General features: G+C 65.6%; 18 protein-coding genes and 1 tRNA gene. 11 read left to right on the top strand and 8 right to left on the bottom strand.

The features are described 5' to 3' along the window. Positions 1–65: 65 nt before the first annotated feature. The 5 genes from hisD to leuB form a co-directional block, all read right to left on the bottom strand. Complete coding sequence (gene hisD / locus EV687_RS00255; RefSeq protein WP_122225898.1) at positions 66–1,388, bottom strand: histidinol dehydrogenase; 1,323 nt, start codon at positions 1,386–1,388, stop codon at positions 66–68. Between the two features lie 110 nt (positions 1,389–1,498). Beyond that, positions 1,499–2,143 (bottom strand): ATP phosphoribosyltransferase, encoded by a 645-nt coding sequence (gene hisG, locus EV687_RS00250; protein ID WP_122225897.1) that lies wholly within the window; start codon positions 2,141–2,143, stop codon positions 1,499–1,501. Positions 2,144–2,309: 166 nt separating this feature from the next. Further along, positions 2,310–3,293: a LysR family transcriptional regulator gene (locus EV687_RS00245; protein WP_122225896.1), complete on the bottom strand. Its 984-nt coding sequence runs from the start codon at positions 3,291–3,293 to the stop codon at positions 2,310–2,312. A 75-nt stretch (positions 3,294–3,368) separates the two neighbouring features. Next, positions 3,369–4,019 carry an exopolysaccharide biosynthesis protein gene (locus EV687_RS00240; protein WP_242612397.1) on the bottom strand — a complete coding sequence of 217 codons (651 nt, stop codon included), beginning with the start codon at positions 4,017–4,019 and terminating at the stop codon, positions 3,369–3,371. 61 nt (positions 4,020–4,080) lie between these two features. Continuing rightward, the gene (leuB, locus tag EV687_RS00235; protein WP_122225895.1) at positions 4,081–5,148 is read right to left on the bottom strand and encodes a 3-isopropylmalate dehydrogenase; all 1,068 of its coding nucleotides are present in this window, start codon (positions 5,146–5,148) and stop codon (positions 4,081–4,083) included. Between the two features lie 430 nt (positions 5,149–5,578). Between leuB and EV687_RS00230 the strand changes: the two genes are divergently transcribed. From EV687_RS00230 to murA, 4 genes are all read left to right on the top strand, one after another. Next, positions 5,579–6,508 (top strand): ABC transporter ATP-binding protein, encoded by a 930-nt coding sequence (locus EV687_RS00230; RefSeq protein WP_122225894.1) that lies wholly within the window; start codon positions 5,579–5,581, stop codon positions 6,506–6,508. After that, positions 6,505–7,314 (top strand): ABC transporter permease, encoded by an 810-nt coding sequence (locus EV687_RS00225; protein WP_122225893.1) that lies wholly within the window; start codon positions 6,505–6,507, stop codon positions 7,312–7,314. Before EV687_RS00230 ends, EV687_RS00225 begins: the two co-directional genes overlap by 4 nt. A gap of 148 nt (positions 7,315–7,462) precedes the next feature. Beyond that, on the top strand, positions 7,463–7,699 hold the full coding sequence (locus EV687_RS00220) for a BolA family protein (RefSeq protein ID WP_122225892.1): 237 nt from the start codon (positions 7,463–7,465) through the stop codon (positions 7,697–7,699). A gap of 53 nt (positions 7,700–7,752) precedes the next feature. Continuing rightward, positions 7,753–9,048, top strand: a complete 1,296-nt coding sequence (gene murA, locus EV687_RS00215; RefSeq protein WP_122227034.1) for a UDP-N-acetylglucosamine 1-carboxyvinyltransferase — start codon at positions 7,753–7,755, stop codon at positions 9,046–9,048. 87 nt (positions 9,049–9,135) lie between these two features. Here the strand turns inward: murA and EV687_RS00210 are convergent, their stop codons facing one another. Then, positions 9,136–9,459, bottom strand: coding sequence for a c-type cytochrome (locus EV687_RS00210; protein WP_122225891.1), 324 nt, complete (start codon positions 9,457–9,459; stop codon positions 9,136–9,138). 3 nt (positions 9,460–9,462) lie between these two features. On the opposite strand from EV687_RS00210, the gene EV687_RS00205 reads away from it, so the two are divergent. The 7 genes from EV687_RS00205 (at position 9,463) to EV687_RS00175 (ending at position 17,508) form a co-directional block, all read left to right on the top strand. After that, entirely contained in the window at positions 9,463–9,816 is a 354-nt protein-coding gene (locus tag EV687_RS00205; protein ID WP_423201053.1) for a TIGR04438 family Trp-rich protein, read from the top strand. 303 nt (positions 9,817–10,119) lie between these two features. Further along, positions 10,120–12,846, top strand: coding sequence for an aminopeptidase N (pepN, locus tag EV687_RS00200; RefSeq protein ID WP_122225889.1), 2,727 nt, complete (start codon positions 10,120–10,122; stop codon positions 12,844–12,846). A gap of 413 nt (positions 12,847–13,259) precedes the next feature. Next, a complete protein-coding gene (locus tag EV687_RS00195) occupies positions 13,260–14,282 on the top strand; it encodes a class 1 fructose-bisphosphatase (RefSeq protein WP_122225887.1) in 1,023 nt (340 codons plus the stop codon). A 183-nt stretch (positions 14,283–14,465) separates the two neighbouring features. Beyond that, positions 14,466–15,650, top strand: a complete 1,185-nt coding sequence (locus EV687_RS00190; RefSeq protein ID WP_122225886.1) for an arabinose transporter — start codon at positions 14,466–14,468, stop codon at positions 15,648–15,650. A gap of 138 nt (positions 15,651–15,788) precedes the next feature. Next, positions 15,789–15,864: transfer RNA gene (locus EV687_RS00185), tRNA-Thr, on the top strand. Positions 15,865–16,177: 313 nt separating this feature from the next. Further along, positions 16,178–16,744, top strand: coding sequence for a manganese efflux pump MntP (locus EV687_RS00180; RefSeq protein ID WP_122225885.1), 567 nt, complete (start codon positions 16,178–16,180; stop codon positions 16,742–16,744). A 44-nt stretch (positions 16,745–16,788) separates the two neighbouring features. Beyond that, positions 16,789–17,508: a Sir2 family NAD-dependent protein deacetylase gene (locus EV687_RS00175; RefSeq protein ID WP_122225884.1), complete on the top strand. Its 720-nt coding sequence runs from the start codon at positions 16,789–16,791 to the stop codon at positions 17,506–17,508. 46 nt (positions 17,509–17,554) lie between these two features. On the opposite strand, the gene EV687_RS00170 is transcribed toward EV687_RS00175, so the two are convergent. Together EV687_RS00170 and yaaA are read right to left on the bottom strand one after the other, a co-directional pair. Continuing rightward, entirely contained in the window at positions 17,555–18,505 is a 951-nt protein-coding gene (locus EV687_RS00170; protein WP_122225883.1) for a 2OG-Fe(II) oxygenase, read from the bottom strand. Between the two features lie 217 nt (positions 18,506–18,722). Beyond that, positions 18,723–19,502 (bottom strand): peroxide stress protein YaaA, encoded by a 780-nt coding sequence (gene yaaA, locus EV687_RS00165; RefSeq protein ID WP_122225882.1) that lies wholly within the window; start codon positions 19,500–19,502, stop codon positions 18,723–18,725. Positions 19,503–19,540 lie beyond the last annotated feature (38 nt).

The following is a 19,540-nucleotide window of genomic DNA, read 5'->3' as shown; positions in this document are numbered from 1 at the left end:
TCTTTTGGCCACTTGAAAGCGATCATCAACCGCCCGCTGGCCGCTGGCTGTGCAGATATGAAGCTTCAGGCTTTGCGCAACCGCAGCAGCGCTGCCTGGCCGTGGGCCTGCAGGCCCTCCCCTTCGGCCAACACATGGGCGATGGCACCGAGCTTCTGGGCGCCCGCCTCGCTGACCTCGATGATGCTGCTGCGCTTCTGGAAGTCCAGCACGCCCAATGGCGAGGAAAAGCGTGCCGTGCCACTGGTGGGCAGCACGTGATTGGGACCGGCGCAATAATCGCCCAGGCTTTCGCTGGTGTAGGCGCCCAGGAAAATCGCGCCGGCGTGGCGCAACAGCGGCTCCCAGCGGTGCGGCTCGCGGCTGGAGACTTCCAGGTGCTCGGGGGCGATGCGGTTGGCAATGGCGCAAGCCTCCTCCATGTCGCATGTGTGGATCAGCGCGCCGCGCCCGTTCAGGCTCTTGGCGATGATCTCGGCACGCGGCAGGCTTGGCAGCAGCCGGTCGATGGCTTCCTGCACCGCCTCGATGTAGGCTGCATCGGGGCAGAGCAGGATGCTTTGCGCCAGCTCGTCATGCTCGGCCTGGCTGAAGAGGTCCATGGCCACCCAGTCCGCCGGCGTGCTGCCATCGGCCAGCACCAGTATCTCGCTGGGTCCGGCAATCATGTCGATGCCCACCTGGCCGAACACGCGCTTCTTGGCGCTGGCCACATAGGCGTTACCCGGGCCGGTGATCTTGTCGACGCGCGGGATGCTCTCGGTGCCATAGGCAAGAGCCGCCACGGCCTGCGCGCCGCCGATGGTGAAGGCACGCGAGACACCTGCCACATGGGCGGCGGCAAGCACCAGCGGGTTCTTCTCGCCGCGCGGTGTGGGCACCACCATGATGATCTCGCCAACGCCGGCCACATGGGCCGGCAGCGCATTCATCAGCACGCTGGAAGGATAGGCGGCCTTGCCGCCGGGCACGTAGATGCCGACGCGGTCGAGCGGCGTGACCTTCTGGCCCAGCAGTGTGCCGTCCTCGTCGCGGTAGGACCAGCTCTCGCCGGCGGCCTTCTTCTGCGCCTCGTGGTAGCTGCGAATGCGTGCGGCGGCGAATTCCAGCGCATGGCGCTGGGCCTCGGGCAGGCCCTCGAAGGCCGCCTTGAGTTCATCCTGCGTAAGCTCCAGTGCCTGGAGGCTCTGCGCCTGCAGTCCATCGAAGCGTTCGGTGAATCGCAACACCGCGGCATCACCCTCTTGCTGCACGGCATGCAGGATGTCGGCGACGCGCTGCTCGATCTCGGCGTTGGTGTCGGCCGACCAGTGCAGCCGCTGCCTGAACCGCGCTTCGAAATCGGCGCTCTGGGTGGAAAGGCGCAGGGGACGGGCTTGCAATGTCATGACAGTAATGGGCCGGGGCCCACTCCATTGGTTCGCTTTGATGCGGGCTGCCGCTGCGGCAACGTCAGCCCATGGGAAAACGCACGGGGCCTCAGCCCCTTCACGCGACCTCAGGCGGCCAGGCGCGTGGCGCGGGTGAACACCTCGATCAGCGGCCGCAGTTGCGCCTGTTTGAGGCGCAGCGCCGCCTGGTTGACGACGAGTTGCGAGCTGATCTCCATGATGCGCTCGACCTCGACGAGGTTGTTGGCACGCAGCGTGTTGCCGGTGGAGACCAAATCGACGATGGCATCGGCCATGCCGGTGAGCGGCGCCAGCTCCATGCTGCCATAGAGCTTGACCAGGTCGACGTGCACACCCTTGCGGGCGAAGAACTCGCGCGCGATGGTCGTGTACTTGGTGGCCACGCGCAGGCGCGCGCCCTGGCGCACCGCGTGCGCGTAGTCGAAGCCGGCTGGCACTGCCACGCTGACATGGCACTTGGCAATCTGCAAGTCGAGCGGCTGGTACAGGCCCTGGCCGCCGTGCTCGATCAACACGTCCTTGCCGGCCACGCCGATGTCGGCACCGCCGAACTGCACGTAGGTCGGTACATCGCTGGCACGCACCAGCACCACCCGCACATCGGGCAGGTTGGTCGGCAGGATCAGCTTGCGGGATTTTTCGGGATCTTCCAGAACCTGGATACCGGCAGCAGCCAGCAGAGGCAGGGTCTCGTCAAAAATACGCCCCTTCGAGAGGGCCAGCGTCATCATGTTGGGTCAACTTTCCGCATCGGGCCAGAGCGTGGCCATGCAAGCGGGCATTTTAAGGCAAGGCTGCCTCCACACCCGGGAGTACCTGCAACAACACTTGCCCGCACCATGCCCGCACATGCCCGCACATGCCCGCGAAGACGCGGCAGTGGCCCCAATGACCTGTTTATAAACTTTTCCCGGTCGACCGTCCGGCCTTGCGGGCTCCACCAGATGGCGCCTGCCCGGCCTGTTCGGCAGACCAGCCCCACGAGGCCCCGGCAAAGCACTCGACCAGGTAGTTCACCATCGCCCGCACCTTCTGCGGCAACTGCTTGCGACTCGGATAGACGGCATGGATGCCCAGCTCCCGCGGTGCATATTGCGGCAGCAGCGTCACCAGGCGACCGGCACGCAGGTCATCTCCGATCAGGAAATCGGGCTGCATGACGATGCCGCCGCCCTCCAGCGCGATATGGCGGCAGGGATCGCCACTGTTGCTGACGACACGGCTGTCGAGCCGCACCCTGACCGGCTCGCCGCCATCCACCGGAGTGAAGGCCCACTCCTCGCGACCGGAGCCGCCCCAGTTGCTGTAGGCAATGACCTGGTGGCTTGCCAAGTCCGCCGGCTCGCTGGGGGTGCCATGCGCGCGCAGGTACTCCGGCGACGCCACCAGCAACACGCTGGTGCTGGCCAAGCGGCGGCTGACCAGCGAGGAGCTGCTCAGATTGCCGATGCGCACGCACATGTCGAAACCTTCGTCGATCAGGTCCACCACGCGGTCGTTGAGCGTGATGTCCAGACCCACCTTCGGGTAGCGCCGCAGGAACTCGCCCCAGAGCGGATCGAGGTGGCGCTGCGCAAAGGACACCGGCACGTTGATGCGCAGCGTGCCCGAGGGCTCGAGCACGCGCGAAGTCACCTCGGCCTCGGCCGACTCCATGGCCGCGAGAATGTCGCGGCAGTGGTGGTAGAAGCCGCTGCCCTCCTCGGTCAGCGCCAAACGCCGGGTGGTGCGCTGCAGCAACCGCACGCCCAGGCGTTTCTCGAGCGCATCGACGTGGCGCGAAACGGCCGCCTTGGACATGTTCAGGGCCTCGCCGGCCCGCACGAAGCTACCGGCATCGACGACGGCCGCGAAGACCTCCATTTCAAGACTGCGGTTCATGGTGCAAAGTGCCCTTCCCTAATCCCAGCGTGTTGTTTTCCTGTGCGTTCCAAGCCGTCCCTCGTTGCGAGAACCTCAACCAAAGAAGTGCGTGCCGGCAGCCCAGGCCGACCAGGCCAGGAACGCGAAGTACACCACCGTCAGGAGCATCATCAGGTAGCCGCCCAGCACCAGCAGCCCATCGCGCTGCGAAATGCCCATGGCCAGCAGCAGGATCGCCACGCCCGGCAGCGTGTTGGAAAATGGCACCAGGCCCAACGGCAGCATCAGCAAGACCGCAGAGGCCATGATGGCCAGGCCATTGAGCCGGTTCATCACCCCGCCCGTGAGTGCCCGCAGGCGCTGCGGGCGCAGGAAGCGATCGAGCCGGCGCAGGAACTGGATGCCGCGCAGCAGCACCGGCTTGAGCTTGGCGGCATCGAGCTGGCGATCGGCAATGAAGCCCGGCAGCCATGGCAGGCGCCCCAGGCTGATCGAGAGCGCGATCAGCAAGATGGCACAGCCGAACACCGTCGAGACGCCGGGGATCGAGACCGGAAACAGGAACGGCAGCGTCATCAGCGCGCACAGCATCAGAAGGCCCTTGTCGCCCATCATGGCCATCAGCTCGCGCACGCTGAACGAGGGCTTGTCCATGCGGGCCAGCAGGTGCGCGATGACCTCGCTGGCCGACAGGTCCGCACTCCGCGGCGGTGCCGAGAAGGAGTCGGGATCGGGACTCGTCACGGTACAAGGTGTCGCTGGTGGGGGGGAAACTGCCGCAGCACGGTCACAACGCTCACAATGTTCACAACGCCGCCACGACGGCGTCGCCCATCTCCACCGTGCCAACCTTCTTCGTGCCTTCGCTGTAGATGTCGACGGTACGCAGGCCGCTGGCAAGCACCTTCTTGACGGCACGCTCGATCCGGTCGGCCGCCTCGGGCTGGCCCAGCGAGTAGCGCAGCATCATCGCCGCCGAGAGTATCGTCGCCAGCGGATTGGCAATGCCCTTGCCGGCGATGTCCGGCGCGCTGCCGTGGCTGGGCTCGTAGAGACCCTGGTTCTTCTCGTTCAGGCTGGCCGAGGGCAGCATGCCGATCGAGCCCGTCAGCATCGCCGCCTCGTCACTGAGGATGTCGCCGAACATGTTGCCAGTCACCAGCACGTCGATGTTCTTGGGTGCCTTGACGAGCTGCATCGCGGCATTGTCCACGTACATGTGCTCGAGCTGCACGTCCGGATAGGCCTGGTGCACCTCGGTGACCACGTCGCGCCAGAACTGGAAGGTCTCCAGCACGTTGGCCTTGTCCACCGAAAGCACCTTCCTGCCGCGTTTGCGGGCAGCCTGGAAGGCCACGTGAGCAATGCGCTCGATCTCCGGGCGGGAATAACGCATCGTATCGAAGGCTTCCTCGGCACCGGGGAAATGTCCATCGACCGCAGTGCGGCGACCGCGCGGCTGGCCGAAATAAATGTCGCCAGTGAGTTCGCGGATGATCAGGATGTCCAGCCCCGCCACCAGCTCGGGCTTGAGGCTGGAAGCATGCGTGAGCTCCTCGTAGCAGATCGCCGGGCGGAAATTGGCGAACAGGCCCAGTTCCTTGCGCAGGCCGAGGATGGCCTGCTCCGGGCGCAGCGCGCGCTCGAGCTTGTCGTACTGGAAATCGCCCACGGCGCCGAACAGCACGGCATCGGCGGCCTTGGCCAGCTCCAGCGTGGCCTCGGGCAGCGGATGGCCGTGCGCGGCATAGGCCGCACCGCCCACCGGCGCAGTCTCCATCTCGAACGTCAGATCCAGCGCCTTGAGGACTTTGACCGCCTCGGCAATGATTTCGGTGCCGATGCCGTCACCGGGAAGAATGGCAATTTTCATGGGTATCTCAGGAATGGGCCAATGATCAGTATTCTTGACGATGCCTTTCACCCGTGGGCTCTGCAGGCCAGGGCAAACGGCACATCAGATGTGCGCTTCGAACGAGGGGAAACAACAACTGCAGGTCGGGGCCTTTGCCGCATCGGTCTGCGGAAGTTCCGCGCCATTTCGCGCGCCGATGCCCCTGCACCGCAATGGAGGGCATTGTATCGGGGCTCGGCCGGCATGCACGCGGCCACATGCCGCACTGGTGCCGCGCTGGTGCCGCATGTCGCGCCATGCATGCTTGGGCGCCCCGCCCTACAATGCGGGCCTTCGCCCTCGCGCTGCCATGCCTCCAGGGCCGTGCGGCCTCGCATCGCCATCGCCGTCTCGCACGGCGGGCCCTTATGCATCGCGGCGGCGCCGTCGCACCCCTTGCCCCATCACCATGCCCCAAGCCGCTGTCTCCTTCCAGTCCGTCAGCAAGACCTACCCGACGCCAGGCGGCAGCTTCCAGGCGCTGTTCGACGTCAGCCTAGACATCCGCGAAGGAGAATTCCTCGGCCTGCTGGGTCCCAACGGCGCGGGCAAGACCTCGCTGATCGCCATTCTCGCGGGCCTGGCCAGGCCCACGGGCGGCAAGGTGCTGGTGCAGGGCTTCGACGTGCAGAAGGACTACGCGCAGGCCCGCCAGCGGCTGGGCATCGTGCCGCAGGAGCTGGCCTTCGACCCGTTCTTCTCGGTGCGCGAGACGCTGCAGTTCCAGTCGGGCTATTTCGGCCTGCGCCACAACGATGCGTGGATCGATGAACTGCTGCACCAGCTGGGCCTGGCCGACAAGGCCGATGCCAACATGCGCCAGCTCTCGGGCGGCATGAAGCGCCGCGTGCTGGTGGCCCAGGCACTGGTGCACAAGCCGCCCATCATCGTGCTCGACGAGCCCACCGCCGGTGTCGACGTGGAGCTGCGCCAGACCCTGTGGCACTTCATCGACCGTCTCAACCGCGAGGGCCACACGGTGCTGCTGACCACGCATTACCTGGAGGAAGCCGAGGCGCTGTGCCACCGCATCGCCATGCTCAAGCGCGGCAGCCTGGTGGCGCTGGACGACACCACCCGGCTGCTCGCCAGCGCCAGCCACAACGTGTTGCAGTTCAAGACCGATCAGCGCCTGCCCGATGCGCTGGCAGCGCTGGCGCGCGTGACCGGCCGGGTGGTGCAGATACCAGCACGCGACGCCGCCGAGGTCGAGCGCCTGCTGGCCGCGCTGCGCGAAGCAGCCGTGGTGATCAGCGACATGGAGATCCGCCGCGCCGACCTGGAGGACGTATTCGTCAACATCATGGGCCAGCAGGAAAGCCTTCCCTTCGCCGTATGAGCACGAACCCCATAAAAACCAGCCCCCTGCAAAGCCCCGCCGCCAGCCCGTCCAGCGGCTGGCAAATGCTCTTCATCAAGGAGATCAAGCGCTTCTGGCGCGTGGCCTTCCAGACCATCGCCGCCCCGGTGCTCACGGCCCTGCTGTACCTGATGATCTTCGGCCATGTCCTCGAAGACCGTGTGGTGGTCTATGGCGACCTCAGCTACACGCAGTTCCTGGTGCCGGGGCTGGTGATGATGAGCGTGCTGCAAAACGCCTTCGCCAACAGCTCGTCAAGCCTGATCCAGAGCAAGATCACCGGCAACCTGGTCTTCCTGCTGCTGACGCCGCTGTCGCACCGGGCCTGGTACTTCGCCTACGTGGGCTCGTCCATCGTGCGCGGTCTGGTGGTGGGCCTGGGCGTGCTGCTGGTGACGCTGCTCTTTACCACGCCGCGCATCGAGCACCCGCTCTGGGCACTGCTGTTCGCCGTCATCGGCGCCGGGCTGCTGGGCACGCTGGGCGTGATCGCCGGGCTCTGGGCCGACAAGTTCGACCAGCTCGCCGCCTTCCAGAACTTCCTGATCATGCCGATGACCTTTCTCTCCGGCGTGTTCTATTCGATCCATTCGCTGCCGGCCCTGTGGCAGGGCATCAGCCATCTCAATCCGTTCTTCTACATGATCGACGGCTTCCGCTACGGCCTGCTGGGCCAGAGCGATTTTTCGCCCTGGCTCAGCCTGGCAATCACTGCCGGCGCCTGGCTGGCAACCGGCTGGCTGGCCCTCACGCTGCTGAAGAAGGGTTACAAGATTCGCAGCTGAGCGTAGCGCCACTTCTCACTGACTTCACACTTTGGATGGACAATCTGCCATCTTTCCTGTCCGAGCCTGTTTCAGCCTGTTCGAGCCGGCATGGCGGTGCGCAAGACGCACACAGCCGCCTCCTGCCCGCCCCACTCCCGACCACCCCATGACCGCAGAAGAACTTCAGACCCTCATCACCCAGGGCCTTGCCTGCCAGCACATCGAATTGCAGGGCGACGGCCGCCACTGGTTTGCCACCATCGTCTCCAGCGAGTTCGAGGGGCTGCGCCCGATCCAGCGCCACCAGAAGGTCTACGCCACGCTGGGCAGCCGCATGCACACCGATGAAGTGCATGCCCTCTCGATGAAGACCCTCACGCCCGCCGAGTGGCAGGCCCGCTGAGCCCGGCCCGCACCGCCGCTGCCATCGTCCCCTCCAACACCGTGTCCGACACCATGGAACAATTGATCATCCGCGGTGGCCAGCGCCTCAATGGCGAGGTCACCATCTCCGGCGCCAAGAACGCCGCACTGCCACTGCTGTGCGCGGCGCTGCTGACCGACGAACCCGTCACCCTGCACAATGTGCCGCGCCTGCATGACGTGCAGACCATGCTGGCGCTGCTGCATCACATGGGCGTCGCCACCCGGCACGACGCCGGCAACACCGCCCACCTGCACGCCGGCCGTCTGGGCGAACCCGAAGCGCCCTACGCGCTGGTACGCAGCATGCGCGCCTCCATCCTGGCGCTGGGGCCGCTGATGGCGCGCATCGGCTACGCCAAGGTGGCGCTGCCGGGCGGCTGCGCGATCGGCTCGCGCCCGGTGGACCAGCACATCCGTGGCCTGCAGGCGATGGGCGCGGAGACGGTGGTCGAGCACGGCAACATCATTGCCACGCTGCCACGCGGCGTGCAACGCCTCCGCGGCGCCCGCATCACCACCGACATGGTCACCGTCACCGGCACCGAGAACCTGCTGATGGCCGCCGCTCTCGCCGAAGGCGAGACCATCCTGGCCAATGCCGCGCAGGAACCCGAGATCGTCGACCTCGCCGAGATGCTGATCGCCATGGGCGCGCAGATCGAGGGCCATGGCACCGGCCGCATCCGCATCCAGGGCGTCGCGCGCCTGCATGGCTGCGAGCACAGCGTGGTGGCCGACCGCATCGAGGCTGGCACCTTCCTGTGCGCGGTGGCCGCCACCGGCGGCGAGGTGCTGCTGCACAAGGCCCGGGGCAAACACCTGGGCGCTGTGTTGGAGAAGCTGCGCGACATGGGTGTGGGCATCGAATGCCTGGACGACGGCATCCGCATCAGCAGCCCCGGCGCCGCCAGCGGCCAGTTGCAGGCGCAGAGCTTTCGCACCACCGAGTACCCGGGCTTTCCGACCGACATGCAGGCGCAGTTCATGGCGCTCAACTGCGTGGCGCAAGGCACCTCGACGATCACCGAGACCATCTTCGAGAACCGCTTCATGCACGTGGGCGAGCTGCAGCGCCTGGGCGCGCACATCCAGGCCGATGGCAAGGTTGCGGTGGTCGAGGGTGGCAGCCGGCTCAGCGGCGCCGCCGTCAACTCCACCGACCTGCGCGCCTCGGCCAGCCTGGTGATCGCCGGACTGGTGGCCGAAGGCGAGACTTGCGTGGGCGAACTGCACCACCTCGACCGCGGCTACGACGACATCGAGAGCAAGCTGCGCGGACTGGGCGCCGACATCCGTCGCAGCAGCCACGGCGGCCATTGCGCCTGAACGAACCTGCTCAGAGGCCAATCAGAAAGCGCATGCCGGAGAGCATGCGCTTTTCTTTCTGCCTGGCGCGCCCTTTGGCCGACTGCGCTACTTGATCGTCAGAATCCACTCGGCCAGTTGCCGCGCCTCGTCGGCGCTGACGCGGTTGGCCGGCATCGGCACCGGCCCCCAGATGCCTGAGCTGCCCGCGGCAATGCGCGCGGCGATCTGCGGCACGGCATCGCTCTTGCCGGCATACTTCTCGGACACCACCTTGAATGACGGCCCGACCACATTGCGGTGCGTGGCATGGCAGGCCAGGCAGTTCTTGCTCTTGGCCAGCGCGGCGGCATCGGCCTGCTGGGCCGGCGCGGGGGCCGCAAGCCCGATCAGGCCGCCGAGCAAAGCGGCGTGGCGAATGGTGGCGCGCATGGCATGGATTCCTTCTGGTCGCGGGGCACGGGTATCATTGTCGCCATTATCCGGCACCATCTGGCAGCAAGGCCTCCGGCCTTCGCCAGCCCTCCCACCAGACCACCGATCACCATGTATCTGCTTGGCCTCTCCATCCTGCTGCTTGCCCTGAAGTTCTTCGCCGTCGGTCCGGTGGCCGACTGGCCGTGGTGGTGGTTTGCGATCCCCTTCGGCCTGACGGCGGCGTGGTGGAGCTGGGCGGACTATTCCGGTTACACCAAGCGCAAGGTGATGGAAAAGGAAGATGCCCGCAAGGCCTCCCGCATCGCCCGCGAGAAAGAGCGGCTCGGCCTGGGCCCCAAGCACCGCCGCTGAGAACCTGCTCACGGTCTTTTCGCGGGTCGCGGTGGAGGTCGAAAATGAGTGGTCAACGCCGCCCGGCGCGCTTTTGGTCTCTTGCCCGTCGGGTTGCCCCGGCAGGCGCGCGCTGCGGTGTGACAAATTCTCGCCGGGCCGGCTCCGCCTGGCACATTGGCGATAATGGAGCCCGTGGGCCCAGGCCCGTTGACATCCATCCGTCCATCCACACGTATCCATCTTCCGTGTCGCGCCTTGTGCGCCAAGCGGCCTTCTTCAGCGCAGTCGCCGCCAGGCGCTGCCGCATGAGCATTGAACACCATGACCGACAACACATTGATTGCAGCCGCCGTCGAGCCCAGCGTGGTGCGCCGGCAGGACTACCTGCCCCCCGCGTTCTGGATCGATACCGTCGATCTCTGCTTCGACCTCGAGCCCGCCAAAACCCGTGTACTCAACAAGATGCGCGTGCGCCGCAACCCGGCCGCGCCCGAACAGCCGCTGCGCCTGCATGGCGAGGCACTGAATCTGGCGCGCGTGCTGGTCAACGGCCAGGGCGCGAGCTTCAAACTCGAGGACGGCCTGCTGGTGCTCTCGAACCTGCCCGACGACGAGGCCGGCTTCGACCTGGAGATATTCACCACCTGCCAGCCCGACAAGAACACCCTGCTCTCGGGCCTGTTCGTCAGCCAGGGGACCTTCTTCACGCAGTGCGAGGCCGAGGGCTTTCGCCGCATCACCTACTTCCTCGACCGTCCGGACGTGATGAGCGTCTATACCGTCACGCTGCGCGCCGACAAGGCCGCCTACCCGGTGCTGCTCTCCAACGGCAACCTGGTTGAACAGGGCGAGCTCGAAGGTGGACGCCACTATGCCAAGTGGCATGACCCGTTCCGCAAGCCCAGCTACCTGTTCGCGCTGGTGGCCGGCCAGCTCGTCGCGCGCGAGCAGCACATCAAGGCGCGCAACGGCTGCGAGCACCTGCTGCAGGTCTATGTGCGGCCCGGCGACCTGGAGAAGACCGAGCATGCCATGCAATCGCTGATCGCCTCCATCGCCTGGGACGAGACGCGCTTTGGCCTGCACCTAGACCTGGAGCGCTTCATGATCGTCGCCACCAGCGACTTCAATATGGGCGCGATGGAAAACAAGGGCCTGAACATCTTCAACACCAAGTACGTGCTGGCCAACCAGGCCACAGCCACCGACACCGACTTCTCCAACGTCGAGAGCGTGGTCGGACACGAGTACTTCCACAACTGGACCGGCAACCGCATCACCTGCCGCGACTGGTTCCAGCTCTCGCTCAAGGAAGGCCTGACGGTATTCCGCGACCAGGAGTTCTCGATGGACATGGCCGGCAGCGACAGCGCCCGCGCCGTCAAGCGCATCGAGGACGTGCGCCTCCTGCGCACCGTGCAGTTCGCCGAGGATGCCGGCCCGATGGCCCACCCGGTGCGCCCCGACAGCTACCAGGAAATCAACAACTTCTATACCGTCACCATCTACGAAAAGGGTGCGGAAGTGGTGCGCATGATGCACACGCTGGTGGGCGAGGCGGGCTTTCGCAAAGGCGTCAGCCTGTACTTCGAACGCCACGATGGCCAGGCCGTCACCTGCGACGACTTCGCCCAGGCCATTGCCGATGCCAATCCCGAGAGCGAACTGGCACGCCTGCTGCCGCAATTCAAGCGCTGGTACAGCCAGGCCGGCACGCCCCATGTCTATGCCGTGGGCCAGCACGATGCCGCCGCCCAGACCTACACGCTGACCTTCACCCAGAAGATCAAGCCCACGCCCGGCCAGCCCGACAAGCAGCCGGCCGTCATTCCGCTTCGCGTGGCGCTGTTCTCAGCCAGTGGCCAGCCGCTGCAGCTGCAGTTGCAAAGCGCCGAAGGCATCGAGCCCGCCGCATCCGAGCACACGCTGGTGCTGCACGACAGCCTGCAGGCCTTCACTTTTGCAAACGTTCCGGAGGCCCCGATTCCCTCCATCCTGCGCGGCTTCAGCGCCCCGGTGGTGCTGCACCAGAATCTCGGCGACGAAGCCCTGGAAGTGCTGCTCGAACATGACAGTGACCCGTTCAACCGCTGGGAAGCCGGCCAGCAATGGGCCCAGCGCCTGCTGCTGGCGGCCATCGGCGCCGGTGATGCCAGCGCTGAGGCCGCGCCGACGCCGACCGTGCTGCCCGAACGCTTCATCGACGCGCTGCGCCAGGTGCTGCGCGATCCGCAGCTCGATGCCGCCTTCCAGGACCTGATGCTGACGCTGCCGAGCGAGGCTTACCTCGCCGAACAGCTCGACGTGGTCGACCCGCAGCGCATCCACCAGGTGCGCCAGGCCGCGCAGCGCCAATTGGCCCGCGCGCTGGCGCCCGAATGGCAGGCCGTGTGGGAGGCGCACCAGGACACCGGCGCCTACCGTCCCGACGCCCAGTCGGCCGGCCGGCGCGCGCTCGCCGCCAAGGCCTTGTTCATGCTGTGCCTGCTGGCCGCCGAGACCGGCGACGCGGTCTGGCCCGGCAAGGCCTACCAGCGCTTCAAGGACGCCGGCAACATGACCGACCGCCTCAACGCGCTGACCGCCCTGGTGCACGCCGGCCACCCGCTGGCCGAGCCGGCGTTGACCCGCTTCCATCAGCTGTTCAAGAACGAAGCGCTGGTACTGGATAAATGGTTCCAGTTGCAGGCCTCGGCACCCGACGCAGGCGGCAGAGGCCTGCACAAAGTGCAGCAGTTGATGCAGCACGCCGACTTCAACCTCAAGAATCCCAACCGCGCCCGCAGCCTGATCTTTGCCTTCACCAACGCCAACCCCGCCGCCTTCCACCGCGAAGACGGCGCCGGCTACCAGTTCTGGGCCGATCAGGTGATCGCCCTGAACGCCATCAACGCCCAGGTCGCCGCCCGCCTGGCGCGCGCGCTCGATGCCTGGCGCAAGCTCGACGAGCCCTTCCGCCACCATGCCGAAGCCGCCCTGCGCCGCGTTGCCGCGCAGGACAAGCTCAGCAAGGATGTGAGGGAGATCATTGAAAAGGCACTGGTATAGCCATGCCCTATGCCGCCCGGCATACGTCGGTCTAAGCAACTCACATGATTGCCTTTAACGTTCTGTTCATCGCGGTGCTGGCTTGCCTGTTCAGGCCGCGCTTGCTCAGCCAGATAACCGGGGGCGAGCCGCTTTCACGCTGGTGGTTCGCCATCGCCATGATGGCCTTGACGGCCGTCAGCCCCTACGGGCCACGCGGTTCACACTCCACCACGCCTGGCAACGCGCGCACGCAGTCTCCAGCACGACTTGCGACGCCAGTAGCCGAGCCCGTTGCAGCAGCGGCCCCAGCTGCTGCCGTCCGCACTGAAGAGGCGGCTGCGATACGCTAACACCAAGAAATCCCCGGTTGCTGCCATCACAATGCCCGCAACTGATTGCGTCCTCCGTTCCTGTAGACAACCCTGAACTCCATGTCCAAAAAAATCTCCCTCACCCGCTATCTCGTCGAACAGCAACGCGTCGACGGTCTGATCCCCGGCCAGCTCCGGCTGCTGCTCGAAGTGGTGGCACGCGCCTGCAAGCGCATCAGCTTCGAAGTCAACAAGGGTGCGCTTGGCGGCGTACTCGGCAGTGCCGGCAGCGAGAACGTGCAGGGCGAAGTGCAGAAGAAGCTCGACATCATCGCCAACGAGGTGCTGATCGAGGCCAATGAATGGGGCGGGCACCTGGCCGCCATGGCCAGCGAGGAAATGGAAGGCATCTACGTGGTGCCCAACCGCTACCCGCAGGGCGAATACCTGTTGCTGTTCGATCCGCTCGACGGCTCCTCCAACATCGACGTCAACGTCAGCATCGGCACCATCTTCAGCGTGCTGCTCAAGCCTCATGACCACCCCGGCGTGACCACCGAGGATTTCCTGCAGCCGGGGGCCAAGCAGGTCGCGGCCGGCTATTGCATCTACGGGCCGCAGACCATTCTGGCGCTCACCGTCGGCGATGGCGTGGCCATGTTCACGCTCGACCGCGAGCAAGGTTCCTTCGTCCTCACCGACGAGAACGTGCGCATCCCCGAGGACACCAAGGAGTTCTCGATCAACATGAGCAACCTGCGTCACTGGGATCCCAGCATCCGCCGCTACATCGATGAATGCCTGGCCGGCGAGGAAGGCCCGCGCGGCAAGAACTTCAACATGCGCTGGATCGCCTCCATGGTGGCCGACATCCATCGCATCCTCAGCCGCGGCGGCGTGTTCCTCTACCCTTGGGACAAGCGCGAACCCAACAAGCCCGGCAAGCTGCGCCTGCTCTACGAGGCCAACCCGATGGGCTGGCTGATCGAACAGGCCGGCGGCGCCGCCAGCAACGGCCACCAACGCATCCTCGATGTGGAGCCGACGGCCCTGCATCAACGCGTCAGCGTCATCATGGGCTCGAAGAACGAAGTCGATCGCGTTGCGCAGTATTACGCCGAGGCCGAAACGGCTGGGCAGTAATCACCGCCACCCGCTATACTGCCCCCTCGCGGCGAGCAGGCTTCAAGCCGGCCGCCGCGTCGTAAGCGTTCACGTCAACCAACGCATCTCCCGCGGTCCTCGCGACCGGTGGGCGGTGCTTCGCTTGCGCGGCTCTGCATCGTTCCGGTCGTGGGACCGCTCTTTGCACACAAGGAGCAAACCATGACCCGGCTGGCCGATGACATGCCATTACGCCACCTGATCCGGATGGCGGCAGCCCTGTTTCTGAGCTACCTGACCGTGGCAATGGCCCTGCCGGCCGTGGCCGTGCAAGTGTCGGGCAGCCTGCACATGGGCAATATCGCCTCCGGCCTGGCCGTAGGCATTGCCTTTCTTTCCACCATATGCACCCGGGCCTGGGCCGGACGCCTGACCGATGAACGCGGCGGCAAGCCCACGTTGCTGCTCGGCCTGGCCATCTACCTGGCAGCCACGCTGGTATGCCTGCTCTCGGCGTTGCCCGCCATGCCGACGCAGTTGGCCTACGCCGTGCTGCTGGCTGGCCGGCTGCTGCTGGGTGTCGGCGAAAGCCTGGCGCTGGTTGGCATTCTTGGCTGGGGCATGGCCATGATGGGACCGGCCCGCTCAGGCCGCGTCATGGCCCTGGTCGGCATGGCCATGTATGGTGCATTCGCGCTTGGCGGCCCGCTCGGGCTGTGGCTTTCGCAATTGCTGGGTTTTGCCGGGCTGATGGCGGTCAGCTGCCTGTTGCCACTGGCCGGTGCTCTGATACTGGCGTCCGTTCCCGCCACTGCACCGGCCCATGCAGGTACACGCCCCCCATTCAAACAGGTGCTGGGCCGGATATGGCAGCCCGGCGCGGTGGTCTTGCTGCAGGGGGTTGGTTTTGCTGCGCTGGGTGCATTCTTCCCGCTGTATTTCATCGCCAACGGCTGGGACGGCGCGGGCTTTGGCCTGACCTGCTTCGGTCTGGGCTTCGTGGCCGTGCGCATCTTTGGCGGCGGGCTGCCCGACCGCCTGGGCGGCATACCGGTGGCGCTGGCCTCGCTGGCGGTGGAGACGCTGGGCCAGGCACTGCTTTGGCTGGCGCCTTCGCCCATCCTGGCAATGGCCGGCGCGGCACTGACCGGAATCGGCTGCTCGCTGATATTCCCGGCCATGGGCCTGGAGGCCGTCAACCGCGTGCCGATGCACCTGCGCGGCACGGCGATCGGCGGTTTCGCAGCCTTCCAGGATCTGGCCTACGGCGCCACCGGGCCACTGGCCGGGCTGATCGCCGATCACTTCGGCCATGCCCGCGTATTCCTGGCCGGTGCCCTTGCAGCGCTGCTCGGGCTGCTGCTGGTGATGGCCATGATGCTGCACCGGTCCAGCAAGGCGCGCTGACGCGGATGTGCCGACAAAGCACTGCACAGCATCAACCCCAGCGCCAGGCGGCAAGCGGCAAGCGGCAGGTGGAATGACGAATGCCCGATCGAATCTGGATGAGCTGCTGGAACACGCTATAATCTGCGGTTTACAGACGCCGGATTAGCTCAGTTGGTAGAGCAGCTCATTCGTAATGAGAAGGTCGGGGGTTCGACTCCTCTATCCGGCACCAGACTTCCCTGAAGAACGCACCCGTCATGGCAGACCGGTGCGTTTTTTTCTGCCGACAGGCGCCCTGCCGGCCTTTGCCCACTCCCGGGCGCAGCAGCGCCCGCTTGTGTTAGCATTCGGGCCTCTTTGGGGAGTAGCCGGCTTCATGCATGAGGCGCCCGCGTCAACACATTCGGCCCGTCCAGGCCGTGGCGCTGGCAACCTGGTTCTGAACCTGTGTTCTTGGGTAGGCGAGACCAATGATTGCACCACATGGGCCTGGCCGACATGGGTGTCATCGTTGCATCTCGTCCGGCCTGCAGAACCATCCCCATATGAATCCCATCTCCATTCTGATGCTCGGCATGGCCATGTCCACCGACGCATTCGCCGCCGCCCTGGCCCGTGGTGCCGGCATGGCCAGGACACGGCTGTCCGATGCGCTGAAAATCGGCTTGATCTTCGGCTGTATCGAGGCCGTCACGCCTGTCATCGGCTGGCTGATCGGATCCGTGGCCTCCGAGCTGATCGAGGAATACGATCACTGGGTGGCATTCATTCTGCTGGTCGGCCTCGGCATCCACACCATCTATGCCGCCGTCGGCGAGGATGGTGACAGGGACATGAGCGAAAACCCGGGCTCCAATTCGCTGCTCTCGACCGCCTTGACCGGCTTGGCCACCAGCATCGATGCCATGGCTGTGGGTGTCGGTCTGGCCTTCACCACGGTGAACATTGCAGTGGTGGCCGCCGTCATCGGGCTGTGCACCTTCGTGATGGTGACTTTGGGCGTGCTGGCCGGGAAAGTGGTCGGCACGGTGCTTGGCAAGCGTGCCGAGATCGCCGGCGGCCTGATCCTCATGATCGTCGGTGCACTGATCCTCTATGAGCATCTGAAGTAGGCCGGCCCGTACCACCACCGCATCCACCATTTTTGCGAGCGAGCATGTCCGAACACATCATTGTCTTCACCGGCGCCGGCATCAGCGCCGAGAGTGGCCTCAAGACTTTCCGCGACATGGGTGGCTACTGGCACGAGCACCGCATCGAGGACGTGGCCACGCCCGAAGGTTTTTCCGCCAACCCGCAGTTGGTACTCGACTTCTACAACCAGCGCCGCCGCGAGGTGCTGGCCGCCCAGCCGAATGCCGCCCACCGGGCGATTGCCGCCCTGGAAGAGCGCTTCACGGTGAGCGTGATCACCCAGAACATCGACGATCTGCACGAGCGTGCCGGCTCCAGCCGCGTGATCCACCTGCATGGCGAGTTGCTCAAGGGCCAAAGCTCTCGCGACGCCTCACTGGTGCTGCCGCTCCAAAAACCGGAGATCCTGCCGGGCGAACTGGCACCCGATGGCAGCCAGATGCGCCCGCACGTGGTTTGGTTCGGCGAAGCCGTGCTGCGCCTCGATGAAGCAGCCGAAGCCTTTGCGCAGGCCGACAAGGTGCTGGTGGTCGGCACCTCGCTGTCGGTCTTCCCGGCAGCGGGCCTGCTGCAATATACGCCGGATGATGCCGAGCGCGTGCTGGTGGCGCTGGACGTGCAGCGCCGCCCCGAAGGCTTTGCCTTCTGGCGCACCAACGCCACCGAGGCCGTGCCCCGGCTGGTCGGGCAATGGCTGGGCAGGGCCGGCATACCGGAGAACGACGGCAGTTCGCCTCGCTGAATGGCGCAGCTATTGGCAACGGCAACGCGAGCTTTTGGCCATTGCTTTACTGGAATTGGCGTTCACGCAGCCATTTGGTGGCCACCCATTTCTCGCCGCTGATCACGGGCGAGCCGCCATGCAGAGACAAGGTGCCGGGGTCGGGCCGGTCGTAGCTGAAGAACACGGCCATGCCCTGTTGGGCACAGACCTCCAGCGCGGCATTCGGGAAGATGGTGCCGCCACCTTGCGCGGGCGTGTTCAGGTAGACCAGCATGGTCGCCAGGCGCTGGCCGCCGCGCCGCAGCAGCGTCGGCGTGCTCGGCAAACCCGGCTCGAAGTAATCGTAATGCGGCTTGTATTCGGCACCCGGTCCGTAGCGCAGCACCTGCAGGCCTTCGCCGTTCTCGACGGGCCAGCCCAGCAGGTGGGCGATGCGCGCTTCGAGCGCAGCCACCACCGGATGCTGGCCACGCTCGAAGAACATGCCCTCGCTGGTGCGGTCTGCATTGAGTTCATCGCCACCGCTGGCGCTGCGGCTGTCCACCGTCAGCGAACGCTTCATATGAGGTTTGGCCAGACTCACCAGCTCGGCACATTCGGTCGCATCGAGCAGCCCATCGAGCACCACGACACGGGGCTTTTGCAGGTTCATGATGACGCGCACCCGGCGATCCCCGGCATCGAGCTCGGCAGGCGCTCCGTCCAGCGCCAGATCCGGCATCGGCGATGCGCCCTGCCCTTGCCCGTCGGCGCCGGGCTGCGCCGCCACTGCAACGGCGGCAGCTTGCGCATTGCCACCGGTGCTGCCAGTTTGCGCATGCGCCAGGCCACCCTGCAGGTGGTCCAGCAGCGCCGATTCCAGCGCGGCCATCGCCACCTCCTCCTGCCAGCCGGCGTCGAGCATGGCCTGAAGGGCCCGGGGTGCCGAGACACCGGCCTTGGCCTGGGTGATGATCCAGTCACGCAGTTCCGGCGTAACGGATGTCAGATGCGGGTTCGTGAAGATGTTGGACATGGCGGGCCTGCTCCCTGGTGTCGTGAATCAGAAGTTCGTCTCATAAAGATGCCGAGAATCGCCGCCATGCTGCGTTACAAATCCTCATGATAGCTATGGCTATCACTGCGGTTTGCGCCTTGCCTGACAACGATTTCGACATCTTCATTTATTCAATGAACTTCTGATTCGCGACACTAGCAACAACCGGTCGGCGGGACACGGATGCCCCGCATGCTCAGTGCGCCTCGCGGCGGCGGAACACCAGCCGATCCTCGCTGGAGCCCGCGGCATGGAAGGCGTAGCCGTCCAGATCGAAGCCCTGCAGCTTCTCGGGGTGTTCGAGCCGATGTTCGATGGCATAGCGCGCCATCAGGCCGCGCGCGCGCTTGGCATAGAAGCTGATGATCTTGTACTGGCCGTTCTTCTCGTCCTGGAACACGCAGTCGATCACACGCGCCTTGAGGCGGCGCGTGTCGACGGCCTTGAAGTATTCGTTGGAAGCGAGATTGACCACCACCGGCGTCTTCTGCGCGGCCAGCCGTTCGTTGAGGTAATCGGCTAGCGTGGCCTGCCAGAACTGATAGAGGTTCTCGGCCGCACCGACCGGCAGACGGGTACCCATCTCGAGCCGGTAGGGCTGCAGCCGGTCGAGCGGCCGCAGCGCGCCATAGAGGCCACTGAGGATGACCATGTGATCCTGTGCCCACTGCAGTTCGCCCTCCTTGAGCGATGCGGCCTGCAGGCCCTCATAGACATCGCCATTGAAGGCCAGCACGGCCTGGCGCGAATTGTCGGGGGTGAAGTGGCGACTCCAGGCCTGGTTGCGCCTGGCGTTGAGATCGGCAAGCTTGGCACTGATGTCCATCAGCGCCGACAGCTCGGCCGGCGACTTGGTGCGCATCACCTCGATGATGCGGGCCGATTGATCGATGAACCGAGGCTCGGTGGCCGGCAGGGTCGGATCGACCGGACTGTCGTAATCGAGCGACTTGGCCGGGGAAAGCAGAAACAGCATGCAAACTCCTTGAGGGACTTGTTCTGATGTCGTCTGGT

Origin of the sequence: Corticibacter populi, assembly GCF_004217315.1 — a bacterium.
Classification (GTDB): Bacteria; Pseudomonadota; Gammaproteobacteria; order Burkholderiales; family Burkholderiaceae_C; genus Lampropedia; species Lampropedia populi.
This window is presented reverse-complemented; position numbering and strand designations above follow the sequence as displayed.